This window comes from Actinomyces sp. ZJ308 (assembly GCF_011752065.1).
Classification (GTDB): domain Bacteria; phylum Actinomycetota; class Actinomycetes; order Actinomycetales; family Actinomycetaceae; genus Actinomyces.
Window position 1 is genome coordinate 168,509 of sequence record NZ_JAAIJY010000004.1, and the last position, 19,700, is coordinate 188,208.

Here is a 19,700-nt window from a genome sequence, read left to right on the forward strand (position 1 = left end):
GCCCGGCGGAAAGGGGCTCGGCGAGGGGTGGGCGCGCGGCGCTAGGAGGAGGGTATGTCCATCTCGAGCTTGGTGAGCTCCTCGACGTTGACGTCCTTGAAGGTGACGACGTGAACGGACTTCACGAACCGGGAGGCGCGGTAGATGTCCCACACCCAGGCGTCCTCGAGGGTCAGCTCGAAGAAGACCTCCCCACCGTTGGTACGTACCTGGACGTCAACGGCGTTGGCCAGGTAGAAACGTCGTTCGGTCTCCACCACGTAGGAGAACAGGGATGCGACGTCGCGGTACTCCCGGTACAGCGAGAGCTCCAGCTCGTTCTCGTAGGACTCGAGGTCTTCTGTGCTCACCGGGCCATCATGCCTGCCGGCGGCGCCCGCACCCGGCAGGCCGTGGGGGCGAGTCGGCCCCGTCGCCGGTTGTCCCCGACCGGCGCCTGCTCGTCGGTCCAACCCAGGGCTGGCCAGGTACCAGCCAGGTGCCTGCCAGATATCTGCTCAGTGCCGGTCCAGTCCTGGCAGGTGCCAGCTGCGTCGGTGCTGGTCGCCGGCGCCCAGCTCGGCGAGCCCGGCAATGTGGGCGGGTGAGGCGTAGCCCTTGTTGGACGCCCATCCGTAGCCGGGGTCGGTGAGGTCGATCATGAGGGCGTCCCGTTCGACCTTGGCCAGGACACTGGCTGCGGCGACGACGGCGCAGCGGGCATCGGCCTTGACCTCCATGCGCACCGGCGGGATGCGTGGCTCCGCGGCGGGTCCGGGGGCCGCCTGCGCGGACTGCCCGTTCTCCAGCGCGGTGAGCAGATCGGCTTGGGGGGCGGTGAGCCAGTCGGCCACGCCGTCGAGGATGACGATGCCGGGGGCGTGCCCGCGCTCGGTGACGCGTTGCAGGGCGCGCAGGCCCGCCAGCCTCAGGGCTCCGACGATGCCGCGCTCATCGATCTCGGCCGGTGAGGCGTGGGCGACGGCGTAGTCCACCAGCCAGCTGCGCACGGGCTCGACCAGGCCGGTGCGCGCACGGGCCGTCAGCTGCTTGGAGTCGGCCAGCCCGTCGGGCAGGACGTCATCGGTGCGGCGCCCCACGATCGCCAGCCCTACGCTGACCGGTCCGGCGAGTGCCCCACGACCGACCTCATCGAGGCCACCGACGTAGTCGTGGCTCTCCAGCAGCTCCTTCTCCAGGCGCCGGTCGGGGCGGAGGCGGCCCCGAGGGCTCACCTCGTCCTGCCCATGTCTGTCCCCGAACCGCCGGATCTCGACGCGGAGCTCTGCGAGTCGGCTCCTGCGTCGCCGGTGTCGGAACGTCCGTCACCGGATGTCCCGGGCTCGGTGTCCTCGCCCGCGGCCCCCGAGTCCGAGCTGATCCGGCCCGGTCCGGTGTGCTCGGAGCCGTCATTCGCCTCACCGGTATCGCTGCGCGGGCCGTCCGTGGTCGAACCGTCCTCGTCCTCGGAGCTCGAGTGCGTCGCCGCCTCGGGCGCCGTCCGCCCGTTGCCCGGCGCGGTGCTGGGAGACGGGGGCCCTGGGGAGGGCGCCGGGGAGGGGACTGAGGTGTCGTGCGCGGGCACCTGTGAGAAGGCTCGGTCCCCTCCTCCCAGGCTCCCCCACCGGCTCAGGCTCGTCCAGGAGAACACCGCCTTGGCCACCCCGACGACGTTCGTCAGGGGCACGAATCCGCCGTGGGCGTCGTCGCGGTGGTAGCGGGAGTCGGCCGAGTTGCCGCGGTTGTCCCCCATGACCCAGACGTAGCCCTGGGGGACGGTGATGTCGAAGGAGGTCAGCGACGGGGACTGGCCGTCCTTGACGTAGTCCTCCGTGATGACCACGCCGTTGACGCTGAGCCGACCCTTGCCGTCGGCGACCACGTGGTCGCCTCCGACCCCGATGACTCGCTTGATGAGGTGGTGACCGGTGTGCTCGGGCAGCAGGTGCAGGGCGACGAAGGTCTTCTGGACGACGCCGCGCAGCCCCGTCGGCTCCTTGACGTGGAGCCAGTCGTCGGGGTCGCTGAAGACGATGATGTCTCCCCGGTCGATGTGGTCGGAGTCGAACATCGTGACCGCGACCTGGTCTCCGTCGCGCAGCGTGTTCTCCATGGACCCCGAGGGGATCTCGTAGGTCTGGACGACGAAGGTCCGAAGCAGGGCCGGGACCAGGATGATGACCGCCAGGACGAGCAGGGCCCGGGTCAGTCGTTGGAGCGGGGAGCTGGTCTCGGGCGGTGGGATGGCTGGGGCGACGTGCCTGCGGGGTTGGATGGAGGGGGGCAGCTCCACGGACTCGTCGTCGGGCTCGGGGTCGGCATCGGGGTCGATGAACGGGTCGTAGTCCCACTCGGCGCTGTCGTCGACCGGGACCGGGGTCGAAGGCCCTTCCTCAGCTTCACGGGACTCGTCGGCCTCCTGGGGGGAGTCCGCGGACGGAGCGCTGCACGAAGGGGTGACGGCGGACCTCGAGGCCCGGCCGATCTGCGAAGGAACGGCCTGCTTCAGGTCCAGTCCGACGTCGTCGACGTCGTCGGCCTCGTCCTGCGCCGATCTCACCGTGCTCCTTCCCCTTGAGTCGATGTACGTGGGTCCGCCGTCACACGGCGATCAGAGATGACGAGCGCCCGGAGCCCGTGGGCCCCGGGCGCCGTCTTGAGAGCGCGGGCGCTCAGTCCTCGCGACGCTCCTTGATCTTGGCGGCCTTACCGCGCAGGTTGCGCAGGTAGTAGAGCTTGGCGCGACGCACCTGGCCCCTGGTGACGACCTCGATCTTCTCGATGGAGGGCGTGTGGACGGGGAAGGTGCGCTCGACGCCGACGCCGAAGGAGACCTTGCGGATGGTGAAGGTCTCCGAGACGCCGCCGCCCTGGCGCGCGATGACGACGCCCTGGAAGACCTGGACGCGGGTACGGGATCCCTCGACGACCTTGACGTGGACCTTGAGGGTGTCCCCGGGACGGAAGGAGGGGATGTCGTCGCGCAGCGACGCGGCGTTGATCTCGTCGATCAGGTTCATGTTTCTCTCCACACCCGTGCCACTGGTCAGGAGTGCTGGTTCGGCGGCGCCGCGCCGTAGGGGGCAGCGCCGGAGGTGGACGCCCCTGGGCTCCTTCGAAGCGACGGCCTCCCCAGTGGCAGAGGAGCCGCAGGACCCAAGTGCCCGCTCAGTTTGCCACAGGCTCGCGGCCCGGACGAGCGTGCCGGCATCGACGTGCGTGAGTTCACGCCTCTTCCCCTCCTTCCTTGCCCCGGCGCGTCCGGATCAGTCAGCTCTCCGAGCCTGCCAGCGTGCGCGTCGGGACGGGAGCAGCCGGCTCGGCGGGGATCGCCGTCGGAGTGGATGTCGGCTGAGGGACCTGGGAGAAGACCTTGTGACCGGAGCTCAGGCTGGACCAGTGGGAGTAGGGCCACACCACGTTCTTGGCGACGCCGACGACGTTGTCGATGGGGACGAAGCCGTGGTGGGCGTCGTTCTGGTGGTAGCGGGAGTCCGAGGAGTTGGCCCGGTTGTCCCCCATGACCCAGACGTATCCCTCGGGAACGGTGACATCGAAGGCCAGGTCGGAGGCCGAGCGGCCGGGCTTGAGGTAGTCCTCGTCGAGCTCGACGCCGTTGACGCTCAGGGAGCCGTTTCCGTCGGCGACGACGTGGTCGCCTGGCATTCCGATGACGCGCTTGATGAGGTGGTGGCCTGCGTCCTGAGGGAAGATGCGGATGGTGACGAGGAAGTCCTGGAGGGCGCCCTGCAGGCCTGTGGGCTCCTGGGTCATCAGCCAGTGGTCCGGATCGGTGAAGACGACGACGTCGCCCCGCTCGATGTCGTGGGAGTCGTACATCGTCACGGTGACACGGTCTCCCTCGTTGAGGGTGTCCTCCATGGATCCCGACGGGATGGTGAAGCTCTGGATGACGAAGGTGCGGATGAGTGCGATGATCGCCACGGCGATCACCAGGTAGGACAGGGTGATGCCCCACTGCTTGAGGCGGTAGGCGATCCGCGTCCCCAGCGTGGCCGGCTCCGCCGCTGCGGAGCGTCCTGCTCCCGCGCTCTGGCCCCTGGTCTCCTCCGTGTCCTCCCCCGGCCGGCGCGAGCCCGGCTGGGGAGCGGAGTCGTTCGTGCCGTCGTCGGCCAGGTCCTGAAGGTTCTGGTCGGGTCCGCTGCTCATAGGCCTTCTCCTGTCCGCCGGATCATGACGACGTCGTGGGCGTCCTGGCCCCCGACGTTGTAGGTACGGGTCCCGACCTGACGGAAGCCGGCCCGCCTGTAGGCCTTCTGGGCGCGCTTGTTGGTGATGTGGGTGCCGAGCCAGAGCAGGCTCACCCCGTGGTCGATAGCCCGCTGAGTCACGACGCTCATGAGAGCGGGGGCCAGTCCCGAGCCCCTCATCGTGGAGTCGACGTAGACCTTGGACAGCTCGCCGACGACCTGCCCCGGGCGGGCCTGGACGCAGGCGGGACGGGGATCGATCCCGGTGGGAGGCTCGCCCGCGGCATCGGGCTCCTCGCGCAGCACGGCGGCGTAACCGACCAGGTCCGGGACGATAGGCGTCTGAGCCGTCTCCGTCCCGCTGGAGGCCTGCGAGGCCGACTGCGGCGCAAGCCGCTCGGCGACGACGAGGTCGACGCGGTCGTCGTCGACCCAGGTGCGAAACAGTCCGGGCACGAGGTTGGTGGCGATGTGCTGAGCGATGAACTCGGGGTCAATGACGTGCCCGCAGGCGTCGGGGAAGGTGCGCGCGGCCAGGTCGGCCAGGGCCTCGGCGTCGTGGACGGTGGCGGGTCGAATGCGTACCGGCACCGGGTGGGGCGCCCCGGCGGGGACCGCCCAGCCCATGGTCGCCAGGGCGGCACGGTCCTCGCGGTCCAGGTCCGCGGCGTCCATCCTCGCGATCATGTCGGGGCGGCGGCCGACGGTGCGGGCGATGGCCTGGTCCCGCCGGGTGCGGGCGATGCGGGTGTGGTCCCCGGACAGCAGGACGGGATCGATCTCCAGGTCGCGCCACCGGGTGGGACGGGTGTGGACGGGGTACTCCAGCAGCCCGGCGGCCGAGTGCGACTCCTCGAGCAGCGACTCGGGGTTGCCCAGGACCCCGGGCAGGAGGCGGGCGATCGCCTCGATCATGACGACGGCGGCGACTTCTCCCCCGTTGAGCACGTAGTCGCCGATGCTCAGCTCGCGCACCTCCACACCGCGGGAGGCGTAGTGATCGGGCACGCGCGCGTCGATGCCCTCGTAGCGGCCGCAGGCGAAGACCAGGGAGTCGGCTCCGGCCAGATCCTCGGCGGTGCGCTGGGTGAAGACCTCACCCGAGGGGGTGGGGATGATGAGGACCCGGCGGCCGCCGGTGGGAGCGTCCACGGCGAGCACGTCGTCGAGGGCCTCACCCCACACGTCGGGCTTCATGACCATGCCGGCCCCGCCGCCCAGGGGGGTGTCGTCGACGGTGCGGTGCCGGTCGTGGGCGTGGTCGCGCAGGTCGTGGACGTGCAGGTCGAGGCGGCCGCGGTCGGCGGCCCTCCCGATGAGCGAGAGGTCCAGGACCTTGAGGTAGTCGGGGAAGATGGTGACGACGTCGATCCTCACCGGGCCTCCTCCGCCTCGCCGCGACCGGGGAACAGCCCGCCGGGCGGGTCCAGCGTCACGGTGCCGCTCTCAGGATCGACGCCCGGCACGAGCTCGGCGACGAAGGGGACGGCCACGTCCTCTCCCTCCGGGGTGGTGACCACGAGACGGTCCTGGGCGATACCGGGCTCCAGGTCGGTGACCTCGCCCAGCTCCTCCCCCGAGACGCTGAGCGCCCGCAGGCCGATGAGCTCGTGACGATACCAAGACTCCTCAGCATCCACAGAGTCCTCGTCATCAGGGGCTTCGTCGTCGGTCTCGACCAGGAGCCTGACTCCTCGCAGGGCCTCCGCGGCCGTGCGGTCACGCGCCTGCTCGAAGGCGGCGAACCAGCGGGAGCCGTCGAAGCGCAGACGAGTGACCGTCAGGGGTCCTGCCTGGGCCGGCTCCGTGGGGACGGTGGTTCCGGGCGCGAGGCGCCCCTCGGGGTCATCGGTGCGGATCTCAAGACGCACCTCGCCCTTGAGGGCATGGGCGGGACCGATGACGGCAAGGGTGAGCAGCACCTGTTCTCCTGGGATCGGGACGTGGAACGGTTGGTGAGGGATCTGGAGGTCTGATGCCAACCTACCGTGCCGCGGTGGGTGTTCCCATCGGCCACGGGGATGAGGTGGAGCACCGGTGGCGTGAGGTTGACCGCCTCGGCAGGGTCGGCCTCCTGCCAACGCCGTTCGTCGTCGATGATGAGGCGGGGCGTGCCGCCGAGGACAGACGACGGTGCCCGGTTCCCTCATGGGAACCGGGCACTCGTGTCGATCGGTGGGACCGACACCGTCAGCTGTGCCGACCTGAAGGCTCTACGCGTTCAGCGGCGGTCGGTGTCGACGACGTCGACGCGCACCGGCGAGTCCGCCAGCGCCCCCACCACGGTACGCAGTGCTCGAGCTGTACGGCCCGAGCGGCCGATGACTCGGCCGAGGTCCTCGGGGTTGACCCGCACCTCCAGCAGGTCGCCGCGGCGCAGCGACCGGGAGGTGACGGTGACGTCGTCGGGATTGTCGACGATGCCCCGCACGAGGTGCTCGAGAGCGTCGGCCAGCATCTCAGGCCTCCTCGGCGGCGGCCTCAGCGGCCTCCTCAGCCACGACCTCGGCGGCCTCAACAGCCTCGGCTGCTGCGGCGGTCTCCTGGTCGGCCTTGGCCTTGGCGGCGGCGGCCTTGCGCTTCTCGGCGTCGTCGGCGGCGGCCTTGACCGCGGCCTCCTTGGCGACCGTCGCGGCGTCGGCGTCCTTGACCTTGAGGGTGCTCTCGACACCCTTGAGGCCCTTGAACTGGTGATAGTCGCCGGTGATCTTGATCAGCTTGTAGACGGCGTCGGAGGGCTGGGCGCCCACACCGAGCCAGTACTGGACGCGCTCGGAGTCGATGCGGATGAGCGAGGGCTCCTGCATCGGGTCGTAGACACCGATCTCCTCGATGACACGACCATCGCGCTTCTTGCGGGAGTCGAGGACGACGACCCGGTAGAAGGGGGCAAACTTCTTGCCCATGCGCTTGAGGCGAATCTTGACTGCCACTTGGTTGAACTCCTGGTTCTGGATGGTTTGGCGCGCGCTGGTCCCCGGTGGGGTCAAGCAACAGTTTCCGGCGTGAGCCGAGACGCGACCGGGGCCGGGAGAGGGACCGACGTCCGACCGAGTACAGCCGGACATTCTGCCAGAGCGTCCGACGGCGTCGCCAGCCCGGGCCGGGGCGCCACCCCACAGGGCGGTGCGAGATCGCCCACAGGCGGACCATGGCGCGTTCGTCACTGAGGGTCTCCAAGCAGCGCGGCGTGGACCCGATTCCCGTATGACACCTGTCATGCGGCAGCGGTGACAGCGCTCAGTACCGGAGGGCGCCGGCCGGCGCGAGCCTGATGCCATGATCCGCACCGCCGCCGAGCCCACCTCCACCGCAACCTGCCCATCTACCGCGAGCACCGCACCGTCTCCCGCCGTCCGGGCCCGCGGCCTGCGCAAGGTGTTCGGCGGCCTCGTCGCCGTCGACGACCTCGATCTCACGGTCCGTCCCGGCGAGGTGGTGGCCTTTCTCGGCCCCAACGGCGCGGGCAAGTCCACCACCCTGGACATGATCCTGGGACTGACCCGGCCCGACTCCGGAACGATCGAGCTCCTGGGACGCGCCCCCGATCAGGCAGTTCGGGAGGGGCGTGCGGGTGTCATCTTCCAGGACGGCGGTCTCCTGGACGACTTCACCGTCGGGGAGACTCTGCGCGTCGTCGCCTCGATGCAGCCCCACCGCCGCGGATCAGGCCCCGGTGGGGCCCGGCTCGACGACATCGTCGCGAGGACCGACCTCGGCTCGATCCTGTCTCGCAAGGTGAGCCGCTGCTCGGGTGGGGAGCGCCAGCGAATGCGCCTGGCCCTCGCCCTGCTGCCCGATCCTGACCTTCTCGTCATGGACGAGCCCACCGCGGGCATGGACGTCAGTGCCCGGATCGCCTTCTGGGAGACGATGCGCGTCCAGACCCGCCGCGGCCGCACGGTCCTGTTCGCTACCCACTACCTTGAGGAGGCGGCCTCCTTCGCCGACCGCATCGTCATCATCGCTCACGGGCGCCTGATCGCTGACGGAAGCGTCGATGAGATCCGATCCCTGGGTGACGGCGCCCTGGTGACCGCCACCTGGCCGGGAGTCTCAGAGGCCTCGTTGGGCGAGCGCCTGGCCACCTGCCCAGCGGCCGGCAGCATCCTGCACGCGGTCGTCCACGGGGAGCACGTGGAGCTGCGCACCACGGACTCCGACGCCGTCGCCCGCTGGCTGCTGACCACCACACCCGCCGAGCACCTGGGTATCAGCGCCGCGAGCCTCGACGAGGTCTTCACGGCACTGACCTCAGACGGCGCCGAGAGCGCAGCCCCGGCGACGCCTTAGCCCATTCCATCACCACGACGACCATCACCACAGACAACACGAGGCCGCACCATGACTACGACGCCCCAGGCATCCTCAGAGCTCTCCGTGTCAGACTCCCCCGCCAGCCTCGGTGCCGGCGTACCGGGAGACCGAGCAGGTCGCCCGGGAGGACTCGGGCCCGCACGCCCCGTCATGACCTATCTCTGGCTCGACCTCTACCGGAGCCTGCGCCACCCGGCCAACCTCTTCTTCGTCGTGGCCTTCCCGCTGGCCATGTACCTCATCTTCGGTCGGTTGAATGCCTCCGCGGGAGAGTACGGCCCGCACGCTCACGGCAACGTCTCTGCCTCGGTGATGCTGGCGATGGCCTCCTTCAGCGCCTGTCTGGGTGCCACGAGCGCCTCGGCCGCGGCCGCGGTCGAGCAGTCGGCGGGCTGGGGCCGGCAGATGGCGGTCACCGCCCGGGGACTGCGCGGCTACCTGGGGGTCAAGGTCGGAACCGCTGTAGGAACGGCGGCTCTTCCCGTCGCCGTCGTCCTCACTGCCGGGGCGCTCACGGACTCGCAGATGGCAGGCTGGGCTTGGGCTACCAGTCCCGTCGTCTGCCTGCTCGGGGTGGTGCCCTTCGTCCTGTGGGGCCTGGCCGCTGGGATGTGGCTGCCGTCCTCGGCATCGATCGGTATCGCGACCTCCCTGGTCTCCCTGTTCGCGTTCATCGGCAACGCCTTCATGCCCCTGAACCACGCGTTGCTGACGATCGGCCGCTTCACCCCGATGTACGGCTCGACGGCGCTGGCCCGGTGGCCGTTGGGTGAGGGGTGGACCTACGTCACGGATCGACCGGAGGGTATCCAGGACCCGCTGTGGATGCCCTTGGCTAACCTGGTGGCGTGGACACTCATCTTCGGGCTGCTGGTGATCGGGGCCCGACGCCGCGCGACCAGGCGCCAGTGAGTCCCGTGACAGCCATGCCCTCGCCCGTCCACGACTCTCCTGCGCTGCCGGCCGGCACGTCGCAGAAGGAGAGAGCCCGCCTCCGCCCCTGGCACCGTCATATCGTCTGGGACGCCACGGTGTGGTTGCTCTTCCTGGTCATTCCCCTCGTGCAGCTTCTCCTCGGCCCTTTCGCCTGGTGGCAGCGCCTGCTGGGAATCGCGGGAATCATGGGGTTCGTCGCCGTCTACATCTGGGCGTTCTCAACACCCGACAGCGGCGCGGCCAGGGCGGGAGCGCCTCCACCCGATCCCTCAGCTCGAGCCCTTGTGGGCGAGCTGGTGGTCATGACGCTCTTCACCGTGCTGGCGCTTCCGGCACTGGGATGGTGGACCGCCTACTTCTTCCCCTTCTTCTGCTCCTTGATCCTGTTCTCCACGACGCTGCGCCAGGGGATCCCGATCGTCATCACCTCAGTTGTCCTCCTGGTGGCCGTCTCTCTGAGGTGGAACACGCATCCGCAGTCACGCTGGCTGGTACTGGGCGCAGCGTTGTCGGGCCTGACCATCATCATCGCCCGGGTCACGGTGGAGCTCCAGGAACGCAGGACATCCGCCGAGCGCGAGCTGGCCCTGGTCTCCCAGCGTGAGGCGGTGGGACGCGACGTCCACGACATCCTGGGACACTCGCTGACGGTCCTCACCCTCAAGGCCGAGGTGGCCCGACGGCTCATCGAGCACGACCCGGATGCGGCCTCGCGCGAGCTCGACGAGGTCATCACCCTGGCCCGAGGGGCCCTGGCCGACGTGCGCTCCACGGTGACGCGTCTGCGGTCCCCGGACCTGGCCAGCCAGGTGGAGGCCACGCGCACGGCTCTGAGCGCCGCGCAGATCGACGTGGGGCTGACCGGCAGCGCCCAGGCGATTCCTGAGCGTCAGCGGGCTCTGCTGGCCTGGGCACTGCGCGAGGCGACGACGAACATCGTGCGTCACGCTCAGGCCACCAGCGTCTCCGTACACCTGGCGCCGGGGCTGCTGCAAGTGAGCGACGACGGCGTCGGCCTGTCCGGCTCCAGGCCCGGCAACGGTCTGGAGGGCCTGCGATCCCGCATGGAGCATGAGGGCGGGTCACTGACCATGACCAGCCCGTTCAGCAGGCCCGGTGCCCCACCCGACGCCGTCGACGGCGCCTGTCCTGACCGCTCCGGCGGCGGCACCCGTCTGGAGGTGAGGCTGCCGTGAACCCGATCCGCGTCCTCATCGCCGACGACCAGGCCCTCGTGCGCGGCGCCCTGGCGACGCTCCTGGGACTGGAGAGCGATCTGGAGGTGGTGGCCCAGGTGGGGCGGGGCGACGAGGTCCTGGAGGCGGTACACCGACACACCGTGGACGTGGCCCTGGTGGACATCGACATGCCGGGGCGCGACGGGCTGGCGGCCACTGCGGAGGTCACCGCCTCCGCAGCGCCGTGCCGCTGCCTCATCGTGACGACCTTCGGGCGCCCGGGCTACCTCTCGCGTGGCATGGAGGCCGGGGCGGCGGGCTTCATCGTCAAGGACACCCCGCCCGAGGCTCTGGCCGAGGCGATCCGCAAGGTCCATGCGGGCCTGCGGGTCATCGACCCCGAGCTCGCCCAGGAGTCCGTGCTGCTCGGGCCGAACCCGCTCACCGAGCGGGAGAAGGAGGTCCTGCGGGCGGCCGCCGCGGGCGCCGACGTCCGTGGGATCGCCGCGCGGCTCCACCTGGGTGAGGGCACGGTGCGCAACTATCTGTCCTCGGCGATCAGCAAGACCCACGCCCGCAACCGCACCGACGCCGCCCGCACCGCCGAGACCAACGGCTGGTTATGATCCCGGTCTTTTTCAAGCCGTCGACTGCGCAGAGAGGTAGGAGATGGAGATCTCATCACAGCGGCATGACCTGATTCGGCGAGAACCGATCTTCCACCACCCGGAGCTGATCTGGGACGCCGGCTCATTCGATGAGCAGATCGCGGACGACTTCCACGAGGTCGGTGCCTCGGGACGACGCTACAGCCGCAGCGAGGTCAAGAAGACCGTACTGGGACGCCTGGAGGGAACGCATGCGGACTCCCTCACTGACGGCTACAGAGTCGAGGAGGCTGAGTCCCACATACTTGCCGACGACGTCGTACAGGTCCTCTACACCTTACGTACGCCAAGTCGCGTCACCCGGAGGTCCACGCTCTACCGTCGCCGGGACTCGACCTGGCAGGCGGTATTCCACCAGGGCACCGTCATCGAAGGCGCGACGGCCCCGTCTCCAGACGACTGACCCGTCTCCGGCAGATCCGATGATGCCCGAGCCTGTCGCTCGACTCCCAGGTGCTGTGGGCCGTTGTGCCTACAGCCCGAGGTGGCGGCGCAGGTCCTCGGGCAGGGCGCCCATGGCGTCGGCGACGTCGTCGCCCGAGGACTGTCCAGCGCGCTGAGCCTGCTGCTGGGCCTGGGGCATGATCCCGTAGCCGGAGGCGTCGGCCTGACCACCCCCGAGTCCGAAGGAGGAACCGGCCGCCGGCGCGGAGGCCTGCCCGGCCTCGATCTTGGCCTGCTTGGCGGCCGCGGCCTCCTTGGCCTGGCGGGCGGCCTTGGCGGGGTTGCCGCTGCGGCCCTTCTTGCCTCCCTTGCCGCGCTTGGCCTTGGGCGCCTGACGGGCCTTGGAGTGCTTGCCCATGCCGGGCAGCGATCCCATTCCGGGCATGGGGCCGCCCTCGCCGAGCCCGCCCATGCCGCCGCCGGAGGCCATGGCCTCCATCATCTTCTTGGCCTGCTCGAAGCGGTCCACGAGCTCGTTGACGGCCTGGACCGTGGTACCCGATCCCTTGGCGATACGGCTGCGGCGCGAGCCGTTGAGGATGGACAGGTCCTTGCGCTCGGCCGGCGTCATGGAGCACACGATCGCCTCGATGCGGTCGACCTCGCGCTCGTCGAAGTTCTCCAGGGCCTCACGCATCTGCCCCATGCCGGGCATCATGCCCAGGAGCTTCTTCATGGAGCCCATCCTGCGGATCTGGCGCAGCTGGCCCAGGAAGTCGTCGAGGGTGAAGGTTCCCTTGGCGAGCTTGGCGGCGGCGTCCTCGGCCTCCTGGCGGTCCAGGGTCCGCTCGGCCTGCTCGATGAGGGTGAGCAGGTCGCCCATGTCCAGGATGCGCGAGGCCATGCGGTCGGCGTGGAAGCGCTCGAAGTCGGTCAGGCCCTCACCGGTGGAGGAGAACAGGACCGGCGCCCCGGTGACGCCGCGCACGGACAGGGCGGCACCGCCGCGGGCGTCGCCGTCGAGCTTGGAGAGGACCACGCCGGTGAAGCCGACGCCGTCGCGGAAGGCGACCGAGGTGTTGACGGCGTCCTGACCGACCATGGCGTCCAGGACGAAGAGGATCTCGTGGGGGGCGACCGCGTCGCGGATGCGGATGGCCTGGTCCATCATCTCGGCGTCGACGCCCAGGCGGCCGGCGGTGTCGACGACGACGACGTCGTAGCCGCTGGTGCGGGCGTGCTCGACGCCGGAGCGGGCCACGGCCACCGGGTCGCCCACGCCGTTGCCGGGCTCGGGCGCCCACACGTGCACCCCGGCGCGCTCGGCGACGACGCTCAGCTGGGTGACGGCGTTGGGGCGCTGGAGGTCGGAGGCGACCAGCAGGACTCGCTTGCCCTGGTCGCGCAGCCAGCGTCCGAGCTTTCCGGCCAGGGTGGTCTTACCGGCGCCCTGGAGACCGGCGAGCATAATGATTGTGGGGCCGCGGTCGGCCCAGTTGATCTCCCGGGTCTCGCCGCCCAGGACCTCGATGAGCTCCTCGTTGACGATCTTGACGACCTGCTGGCCCGGGTTGAGGGCCTGGGACCGGGCGGCGTCGACCGCCTTCTCGCGCACCGCGGAGGTGAAGGCGCGCACCACGGGCAGGGCGACGTCGGCCTCCAGGAGGGCACGGCGGATCTCGGTGACCGTGGCGTTGACGTCGGCCTCGGTCAGACGACCTTTGCCGCGCAGCTGGTTGAAGGAGGCGGTGATGCGATCGGAGAGGTTGCCGAACACGCGATGGTCCTTCCTGGCGCCGTCGGGCGCGTTGGTCGGGAGTCTGAGGGCAGATGAGGGTGGTACCGCCATGACCGTGGGCCGTGACGATCGCTATGACTGCGACCCAGGATAGCGGGAAGCGGGGCCTGCCCCCTCCCCCGCGCCCGGACCGGGACTGAGCCCACACTCGCGGGCCGTCTCATGGGCCTGCTCATGAGACGGGCCGCCGACCGGTCGTCCCTCACCGCTCCCGGTTCCCGCTCCTTCCTCACCCGGTGTCTCCTGCCGCGTTGCACTCCGGTTCTATCCTGCGATGCCAGGGTTTTCCACCGCCCGGTGACCCCTGAGATATGTCATGCGCAAGTGATGACCGATGCACCATGGACCGGGCCGACCGTACGGTGACTCTTGAGCCATGAGCACAACAGCCACCCGCACCGACCCGGCCTCCCCGCCCCAGGCGGCTGCCGCAGCCGCCATCCGGCTGGTGAACCTCCACAGGTCCTTCGGGGACGTCAAGGCCGTCGACGGCATCGACCTGACGATCCGCCCCGGCGAGGTCGTTGCCTTCCTGGGCCCCAACGGCGCCGGCAAGACGACGACGATCGACATGATCCTGGGCCTGAGCCGGCCCACCAGCGGGCAGGTGAGCACCTTCGGCATGACCCCGCGCCAGGCGGTCGACCGCGGCCTGATAGCCGCCGTCATGCAGACCGGCGGGCTCCTGCCGGACATCACCGTGCGCGAGACCGTGGCCCTGACCGCGAGCCTCTTCTCCCACCGGATCGACGTCGAGGAGGCCATTCAGCGCGCTGGAGCAGCGGACTTCGCCTCGCAGGTCGTCAGGAAGTGCTCGGGCGGCCAGCAGCAGCGCCTGCGCTTCGCCATGGCGCTGGTGAGCGACCCGGCCCTGCTCGTCCTCGATGAGCCGACCACCGGGATGGACGTCGAGGGCCGCCGCAGCTTCTGGGAGGCCATCCACGCCGACGCCGTGAGCGGGCGCACGGTCCTGTTCGCCACGCACTACCTGGAGGAGGCCGACGCCTTCGCCGACCGCGTCGTCCTGGTGCGTCACGGCCAGGTGGTCGCCGACGGCACGGCCGCCGAGATCCGCGCCTCCGTCAGCGGTCGCAGTCTTCGGGCCACCCTGAACGTCGAGGCCGAGCGAGTCCGTCGTGCGCTTGAGGCACTGCCGCCCAGCAGCGGGATCAGCGGTATCGAGATTCTGGGCAGCTCCCTGAGCCTGAGCACTCAGGACTCCGACGCCGTCGCCGCACTCCTGCTCGGGCAGCACCTGGCCAAGGACCTGGAGATCACCAGCCGCGGCCTTCAGGACGCCTTCGTCGCCCTGACCAGTGACGAGGCCGCCTCCCCGATCTCGGGAGCGTCAGCATGAGCCGCTCCATGCGCGCCAGAAGCACCGTCACCCTTCCGCCCACGCCTCCTACAGGATCCACCATGTCTTCTCCGTCCCTGTCCTCGGTCAAGAGCTCCACCCCCGACCGCTTCGATCCCTCATCCCGCAACGCACCACCTCTGGGCGGCCTGAGCCTGACCCTTCTGTCGCTGGAGGCCCGCAGGCGCCTGCGCAACCGCCGGTCGATGATCTTCTCCATCCTCCTGCCGGTGGCCTTCTTCCTCATGTTCACCACGACCGACTACTCGGCAACGCCGTACGGCAACGGCAACGTCGTGGCCAACATGATGATCGGCATGGCCCTGTACGGCGCGCTCATGACGACCACTGGTGCCGGTGCGGCCGTGAGCAATGAGCGCGCATCGGGCTGGAGCCGTCAGCTGCGTCTGACTCCTCTGAGGCCCATCTCCTACATCGGCGCCAAGGCGATCGTCGGCATGCTCATCAGCGCGATCGCGATCGGTGCGGTCTACGCCTGCGGCCCCTTGCGTCACGCTCACATGCCTGTGACTACCTGGATCGGCTCTGCGCTCATCGTGTGGCTCGGGTCCCTGGTCTTCGTCGCCTTCGGACTGTTCGTCGGATACCTCCTCCCCTCGGACAACGCCATGCAGATCGTCGGACCGCTCATGGCCCTGCTCGCCTTCCTCGGCGGCATGTTCATTCCCCTGACGCCCGGCTCCGCCATGGACCGGGTCGGAAGCCTCACTCCGATGTACGGGCTTCACAAGCTGGCCCTGTGGCCGATGGGCGCCGAGACCTTCTCCTGGTGGTGGGTGGTCAACGCCCTGACCTGGCTCGTGATCTTCCTGGGCGGAGCGGCCTGGCGCATGGGTCGCGACACCGCCCGGGTGTGAGCCCATGAGTACCATCCGGGTCATGAGAGCCCGCGTCTCCACCCTTGCCGAGTCGCGCGCCCAGCGCACTCGCATCGTGGCCGTCGGCTGGGGGATCGTGTGGGCAGCTTCCATGATTCCGGTCGTCCAGGCGGGGCTGGCCCGGGGAACGACCGGAGCAGCGGGAGCGGTCAGTGCCGTCATCTCCTGCGTCTGCCTGTACGCGGCCTGCTCGCTCAGCATGAGACGGGTGCGCCAGGGGCTGACGTGGCCCAGCCGCCTGAGCCTGTCGCTCATCGTCCTCGGCGCGCTGGCGGCCGGCGGCGCGACCCTGGGCGTGGGTGTCGAGGCCACCCAGCTGACAGTCTTCCTGACCGTCGTCCTGGCCTTCGCCCTGCCCTGGCAGGCCGCGATCGGCCCCATCTCGTTCCTGGCCGGCGGTCTCTTCCTCGTCCCCAGGCTGGCGACGTCCTGGGCCGCGGCTCACAGTGCCTGGATCGCTCTGATCGGTGTGGGAGGCGTCTGCGTCTTCGGTCGCTACATCATGGAGCAGCGGCGCGTGGCCCGCGTTCTGGAGCAGCGCACGCACGAGCTGGAGATCAACGATGAGCGCAACCGCATGGCCCGGGACATGCACGACATCCTCGGCCATTCACTGACGGTCATCGCCCTGAAGACGGAGCTCGCCACCCGGCTCGTCGACTCATCCCCCGACCAGGCTCGGGCGGAGCTGACCGAGGTGCAGTCCCTGGCGCGCTCGGCCCTGGCCGACGTGCGGGCCACCGTCAACAGCTACCGCGAGCTGAGCCTGGCCGGTGAGCTGGCCCGGGCCACGAGCATCCTGACCTCGGCCGGTATCCGGGCCGACCTGCCGCTGACGGTCGAGGCCGTCGATCCCGAGCTGCGTGAGCTCTTCGCCTGGGTGGTGCGAGAGGGGGTCACCAACATCGTGCGCCACGCTCACGCCTCGCACTGCCGGGTGAGGCTGACCGCCGACTCCATTGAGGTGGCCGACGACGGCGTCGGGCTCGATCCGCCCGCCACCGGCGACGGTCACGGGTTGGAGGGGCTGCGCCAGCGCTGTCAGGACAACGGTGCCGATCTCACCATCGAGGCGCCTGCCGTCGGCAGCGGCACCGCCCTGAGGGTGAGCGCCCGTCGTCTATCCTCTCGTCTGACACGCGACGAGCGCGACGAGGCGGAATGACTCGACGGCGTGACCCGCTCCGGCGAGCACCGACGGCGCCGGTCCCACGAGCCCTAGAGCAACGGAGATGATCGATGATCCGAGTGATGCTGGCCGATGACCAGGCGATGGTGCGCGGGGCGCTGGCCGCGCTGCTCGCCCTGGAGACCGACATCGAGGTCGTCGCTCAGGTCGGCAACGGGGACGAGGTGCTTCCCGTCGCACGCGAGCACCGGCCCGACGTCGTCCTCATGGACGTCGACATGCCCGGCACCGACGGGCTCACCGCCACCGCGGCGCTCCTGGAGCAGCTGCCGGCCACGAGGGTCCTCATCGTCACGACCTTCGGCCGCCCCGGATTCCTGCGGCGCGCCATCCAGTCGGGGGCCCACGGGTTCGTCGTCAAGGACGCCCCGGCCTCCGATCTGGCCGAGTCGGTGCGTCGGATCCATGCGGGACTGCGCGTCGTGGACCCGGCGCTGGCCGCCGACTCGCTCGTGTTCGGCGACTCCCCCTTGACCGCTCGGGAGACCGAGGTGCTTCAGGCCGCCGCTGACGGCGCCACCGTCGCCGAGGTCGCCCGGCGAGTTCATCTCTCCGAGGGCACCACCCGCAACCACCTGTCCCAGGCCATGGCCAAGACCGATGCGCCCACCCGGGCAGCGGCAGTCCACATCGCCGCGCAGAAGGGCTGGATCATTCAGTAGCACTGAATGACCGGTCACGACCGGTGCTGAAAGACTCCGGCCGGTCACGACGCCTCCGGCCGCCCGCGCTCTGGTACGAGGCGGGCAGCCGGAGGCGTTGTGCAGTGGTGGAGCCGGGCTCGTCAGCCCAGCAGCGCGTCGACGAAGCCCTCGGGGTCGAAGGGGGCCAGGTCGTCGGCCCCCTCCCCCAGGCCCACGAGCTTGACGGGCACGCCCAGCTCCCTCTGGACGGTGACGACGATGCCGCCCTTGGCGGTGCCGTCGAGCTTGGTGAGCACAATGCCGGTGATGCCGACCGCCTCGGAGAAGACCTGGGCCTGGCGCATGCCGTTCTGGCCGGTGGTGGCGTCCAGGACCAGGAGGATCTCGCCGACGGGGGCGATCTTCTCCATGACGCGCTTGATCTTGCCCAACTCATCCATGAGCCCGGCCTTGTTCTGCAGGCGCCCGGCGGTGTCGACGACGACGACGTCCGTACCCTGGTCGGCGGCCTGGCGGGCGGCGTCGTAGGCGACGGAGGCGGGGTCGGCGCCCTCCTTCTCTGAGCGCACGACGTCGACGCCGACGCGCTCGCCCCAGGTGGTCAGCTGCTCGGCGGCGGCGGCGCGGAAGGTGTCGGCCGCGCCCAGGACGATGGTCTTGTCCTGGGCCACCAGGACACGGGCGAGCTTGCCGCAGGTGGTGGTCTTGCCGGTGCCGTTGACGCCCACCATGAGGATGGCGGCCGCCGGCACGCCCTGGGCGCCGTCGGCCGGGGTGGGGCGCTCCAGGTTGAGGGATCGGTCCAGGGTGGGGTCGACGAGCTTGAGCAGCTCGGCGCGCAGGACGGTGCGCACGGCCTCGGGGTCGGAGGTTCCCAGGACCTTGGCCTGGGTGCGCAGCTCGTCCATGAGGGAGGTGGTCACCTCGATGCCGAGGTCGGAGGTGAGCAGGGTGTCCTCGATCTCCTCCCAGTCCTCCTCGGTCAGGTCACCGCGGGACAGGACGGACAGGACCGCCTTGCCGAAGCCTCCTGCGCCGGCCAGGCGGGCACGCAGGCGCTGCATGCGGCCGGGGATGGACTCGGGGGACTCCAGCGTGGCGGCACGTTCCGCACCCGCCTCGGCCTCAGGGGACTCCTCGCCCGGGGGCTCCTCCCCCTCCTCGGAGGGCAGGAGGTCCTCAACGGACATCGGCTTGTGGGCGCTGACCTCGTCGGGGACCTGTCCCCTCCGCCTGCCCGCGTAGAGCCACAGGCCTCCGCCGACGACGATGATCAGGATGATGCCGAGAACGATGAGGATCGGTTCCATAGACCCATCATGCCCGATAGCGGGCCCCCTGCGGCAGAGTCGTTCGCCTCCGGCCGCCTCTGGCCGGCAGGGAGCTATGGGAATCGCCTGCGGCGCACCAAGTCGTGACAATAAAAATACCTGCGGCACGCCAACAGGTGTGCCGCAGGACGAGTAGGACCATGGTCCTGAACATCAATATCCCCGGAAGGACGCAAGCTGCCCATAATCACGACGAGAAGAGTCAGGGATGCGGACAGGATGGCGATCTCTCAGGACCAGGACTTTATCCAGGGATCGACACCCGACCCCAATGAGCCGTGAAAATAATGGGGAGCATAGTTTTCACGAATCAGGTCGGCGCACCTCAGCCCTGAGTCTGGGACAGCCCGCTGGCAGCCGGCTCATGCACCTGGCCGCGACGCCGCGAACCGACCGACCCCCGAGTCCTCTCCCTGGCGTCCATCGCCTTCTCGACGACGCCGACCAGGCCGCCGAAGCCCTCCGTCCCGACGTAGGGCTCAGGCCCCTCGCGCGTCATGAGATCGGTCAGACGAACCTCCTGGGGCACGACCTCGACCTCAACGTCTTGCTCCTCCTGGCGCACCTCCTGAGCGTTGCGGACCAGGCCGCGAATACGGGAGGGCCAGGAGCGCACCGGGAAGCGCTCGGCGCAGACCATGCCGAGCACAAGAAGGCCGGCAACCAGCACGACAACGAGGGGAAGAATCATGGCACCCATGGCTAGGATTCTGCCTTGCGAAATACGATCTGACCAGACTTTCCACGCAATTGTCGTCCAATCGACAACAAAACCTGATAACTTCCTGACACAACAGTGGCTCGAATCT

Annotated in this window: 21 protein-coding genes; 9 read left to right on the forward strand and 12 right to left on the reverse strand. The window is 69.7% G+C overall.

What is annotated here, in order from left to right; all coding sequences use genetic code 11:
• Positions 1 to 41: 41 nt before the first annotated feature.
• From HCR68_RS03620 to rpsP, 9 genes are all read right to left on the reverse strand, one after another.
• Positions 42 to 350: a DUF2469 domain-containing protein gene (locus HCR68_RS03620; RefSeq protein WP_034514511.1), complete on the reverse strand. Its 309-nt coding sequence runs from the start codon at positions 348 to 350 to the stop codon at positions 42 to 44.
• A 147-nt stretch (positions 351 to 497) separates the two neighbouring features.
• Positions 498 to 1,214 (reverse strand): ribonuclease HII, encoded by a 717-nt coding sequence (locus tag HCR68_RS03625; RefSeq protein WP_167146245.1) that lies wholly within the window; start codon positions 1,212 to 1,214, stop codon positions 498 to 500.
• Positions 1,211 to 2,539, reverse strand: coding sequence for a signal peptidase I (gene lepB / locus HCR68_RS03630; protein WP_167146247.1), 1,329 nt, complete (start codon positions 2,537 to 2,539; stop codon positions 1,211 to 1,213). Before lepB (HCR68_RS03630) ends, HCR68_RS03625 begins: the two co-directional genes overlap by 4 nt.
• A 112-nt stretch (positions 2,540 to 2,651) precedes the next feature.
• Positions 2,652 to 2,999 (reverse strand): 50S ribosomal protein L19, encoded by a 348-nt coding sequence (gene rplS, locus HCR68_RS03635; RefSeq protein ID WP_003786428.1) that lies wholly within the window; start codon positions 2,997 to 2,999, stop codon positions 2,652 to 2,654.
• A 250-nt stretch (positions 3,000 to 3,249) separates the two neighbouring features.
• Positions 3,250 to 4,149, reverse strand: coding sequence for a signal peptidase I (gene lepB, locus HCR68_RS03640; RefSeq protein WP_167146249.1), 900 nt, complete (start codon positions 4,147 to 4,149; stop codon positions 3,250 to 3,252).
• Positions 4,146 to 5,567, reverse strand: a complete 1,422-nt coding sequence (gene trmD, locus HCR68_RS03645; RefSeq protein ID WP_167146251.1) for a tRNA (guanosine(37)-N1)-methyltransferase TrmD — start codon at positions 5,565 to 5,567, stop codon at positions 4,146 to 4,148. Before trmD ends, lepB (HCR68_RS03640) begins: the two co-directional genes overlap by 4 nt.
• Positions 5,564 to 6,112 (reverse strand): ribosome maturation factor RimM, encoded by a 549-nt coding sequence (gene rimM, locus HCR68_RS03650; RefSeq protein ID WP_167146253.1) that lies wholly within the window; start codon positions 6,110 to 6,112, stop codon positions 5,564 to 5,566. The genes trmD and rimM overlap by 4 nt, the downstream gene beginning before the upstream one ends.
• A 299-nt stretch (positions 6,113 to 6,411) precedes the next feature.
• Positions 6,412 to 6,648, reverse strand: a complete 237-nt coding sequence (locus HCR68_RS03655) for an RNA-binding protein (RefSeq protein WP_003786440.1) — start codon at positions 6,646 to 6,648, stop codon at positions 6,412 to 6,414.
• A gap of 1 nt (position 6,649) precedes the next feature.
• Positions 6,650 to 7,123 (reverse strand): 30S ribosomal protein S16, encoded by a 474-nt coding sequence (gene rpsP / locus HCR68_RS03660; protein WP_167146255.1) that lies wholly within the window; start codon positions 7,121 to 7,123, stop codon positions 6,650 to 6,652.
• 346 nt (positions 7,124 to 7,469) lie between these two features.
• Here rpsP and HCR68_RS03665 point away from each other — a divergent pair, with 346 nt between their 5' ends.
• From HCR68_RS03665 to HCR68_RS03685, 5 genes are read left to right on the forward strand one after another with little or no spacing between them, the layout of a single operon-like run.
• On the forward strand, positions 7,470 to 8,483 hold the full coding sequence (locus HCR68_RS03665; RefSeq protein ID WP_167146257.1) for an ABC transporter ATP-binding protein: 1,014 nt from the start codon (positions 7,470 to 7,472) through the stop codon (positions 8,481 to 8,483).
• 51 nt (positions 8,484 to 8,534) lie between these two features.
• Complete coding sequence (locus HCR68_RS03670) at positions 8,535 to 9,419, forward strand: hypothetical protein (protein WP_167146259.1); 885 nt, start codon at positions 8,535 to 8,537, stop codon at positions 9,417 to 9,419.
• Between the two features lie 14 nt (positions 9,420 to 9,433).
• A complete protein-coding gene (locus HCR68_RS03675) occupies positions 9,434 to 10,639 on the forward strand; it encodes a histidine kinase (protein WP_243858917.1) in 1,206 nt (401 codons plus the stop codon).
• Positions 10,636 to 11,247, forward strand: a complete 612-nt coding sequence (locus HCR68_RS03680; RefSeq protein WP_167146262.1) for a response regulator transcription factor — start codon at positions 10,636 to 10,638, stop codon at positions 11,245 to 11,247. The genes HCR68_RS03675 and HCR68_RS03680 overlap by 4 nt, the downstream gene beginning before the upstream one ends.
• A gap of 43 nt (positions 11,248 to 11,290) precedes the next feature.
• A complete protein-coding gene (locus HCR68_RS03685; RefSeq protein WP_167146265.1) occupies positions 11,291 to 11,692 on the forward strand; it encodes a DUF4440 domain-containing protein in 402 nt (133 codons plus the stop codon).
• A 69-nt stretch (positions 11,693 to 11,761) separates the two neighbouring features.
• On the opposite strand, the gene ffh is transcribed toward HCR68_RS03685, so the two are convergent.
• Positions 11,762 to 13,450 carry a signal recognition particle protein gene (ffh, locus tag HCR68_RS03690; RefSeq protein WP_167146268.1) on the reverse strand — a complete coding sequence of 563 codons (1,689 nt, stop codon included), beginning with the start codon at positions 13,448 to 13,450 and terminating at the stop codon, positions 11,762 to 11,764.
• A gap of 397 nt (positions 13,451 to 13,847) precedes the next feature.
• Between ffh and HCR68_RS03695 the strand changes: the two genes are divergently transcribed.
• The 4 genes from HCR68_RS03695 (at position 13,848) to HCR68_RS03710 (ending at position 17,578) form a co-directional block, all read left to right on the forward strand.
• Entirely contained in the window at positions 13,848 to 14,828 is a 981-nt protein-coding gene (locus HCR68_RS03695) for an ABC transporter ATP-binding protein (protein WP_167146269.1), read from the forward strand.
• On the forward strand, positions 14,825 to 15,706 hold the full coding sequence (locus HCR68_RS03700) for an ABC transporter permease (protein ID WP_208320492.1): 882 nt from the start codon (positions 14,825 to 14,827) through the stop codon (positions 15,704 to 15,706). The genes HCR68_RS03695 and HCR68_RS03700 overlap by 4 nt, the downstream gene beginning before the upstream one ends.
• 22 nt (positions 15,707 to 15,728) lie before the next feature.
• Positions 15,729 to 16,892, forward strand: a complete 1,164-nt coding sequence (locus HCR68_RS03705) for a sensor histidine kinase (RefSeq protein ID WP_243858918.1) — start codon at positions 15,729 to 15,731, stop codon at positions 16,890 to 16,892.
• A gap of 74 nt (positions 16,893 to 16,966) precedes the next feature.
• Positions 16,967 to 17,578, forward strand: a complete 612-nt coding sequence (locus HCR68_RS03710; protein WP_167146275.1) for a response regulator transcription factor — start codon at positions 16,967 to 16,969, stop codon at positions 17,576 to 17,578.
• Between the two features lie 122 nt (positions 17,579 to 17,700).
• On the opposite strand, the gene ftsY is transcribed toward HCR68_RS03710, so the two are convergent.
• Together ftsY and HCR68_RS03720 are read right to left on the reverse strand one after the other, a co-directional pair.
• Positions 17,701 to 18,870 (reverse strand): signal recognition particle-docking protein FtsY, encoded by a 1,170-nt coding sequence (gene ftsY, locus HCR68_RS03715; protein WP_167146278.1) that lies wholly within the window; start codon positions 18,868 to 18,870, stop codon positions 17,701 to 17,703.
• A 346-nt stretch (positions 18,871 to 19,216) separates the two neighbouring features.
• A complete protein-coding gene (locus tag HCR68_RS03720) occupies positions 19,217 to 19,591 on the reverse strand; it encodes a hypothetical protein (RefSeq protein ID WP_167146281.1) in 375 nt (124 codons plus the stop codon).
• Positions 19,592 to 19,700: the final 109 nt, after the last annotated feature.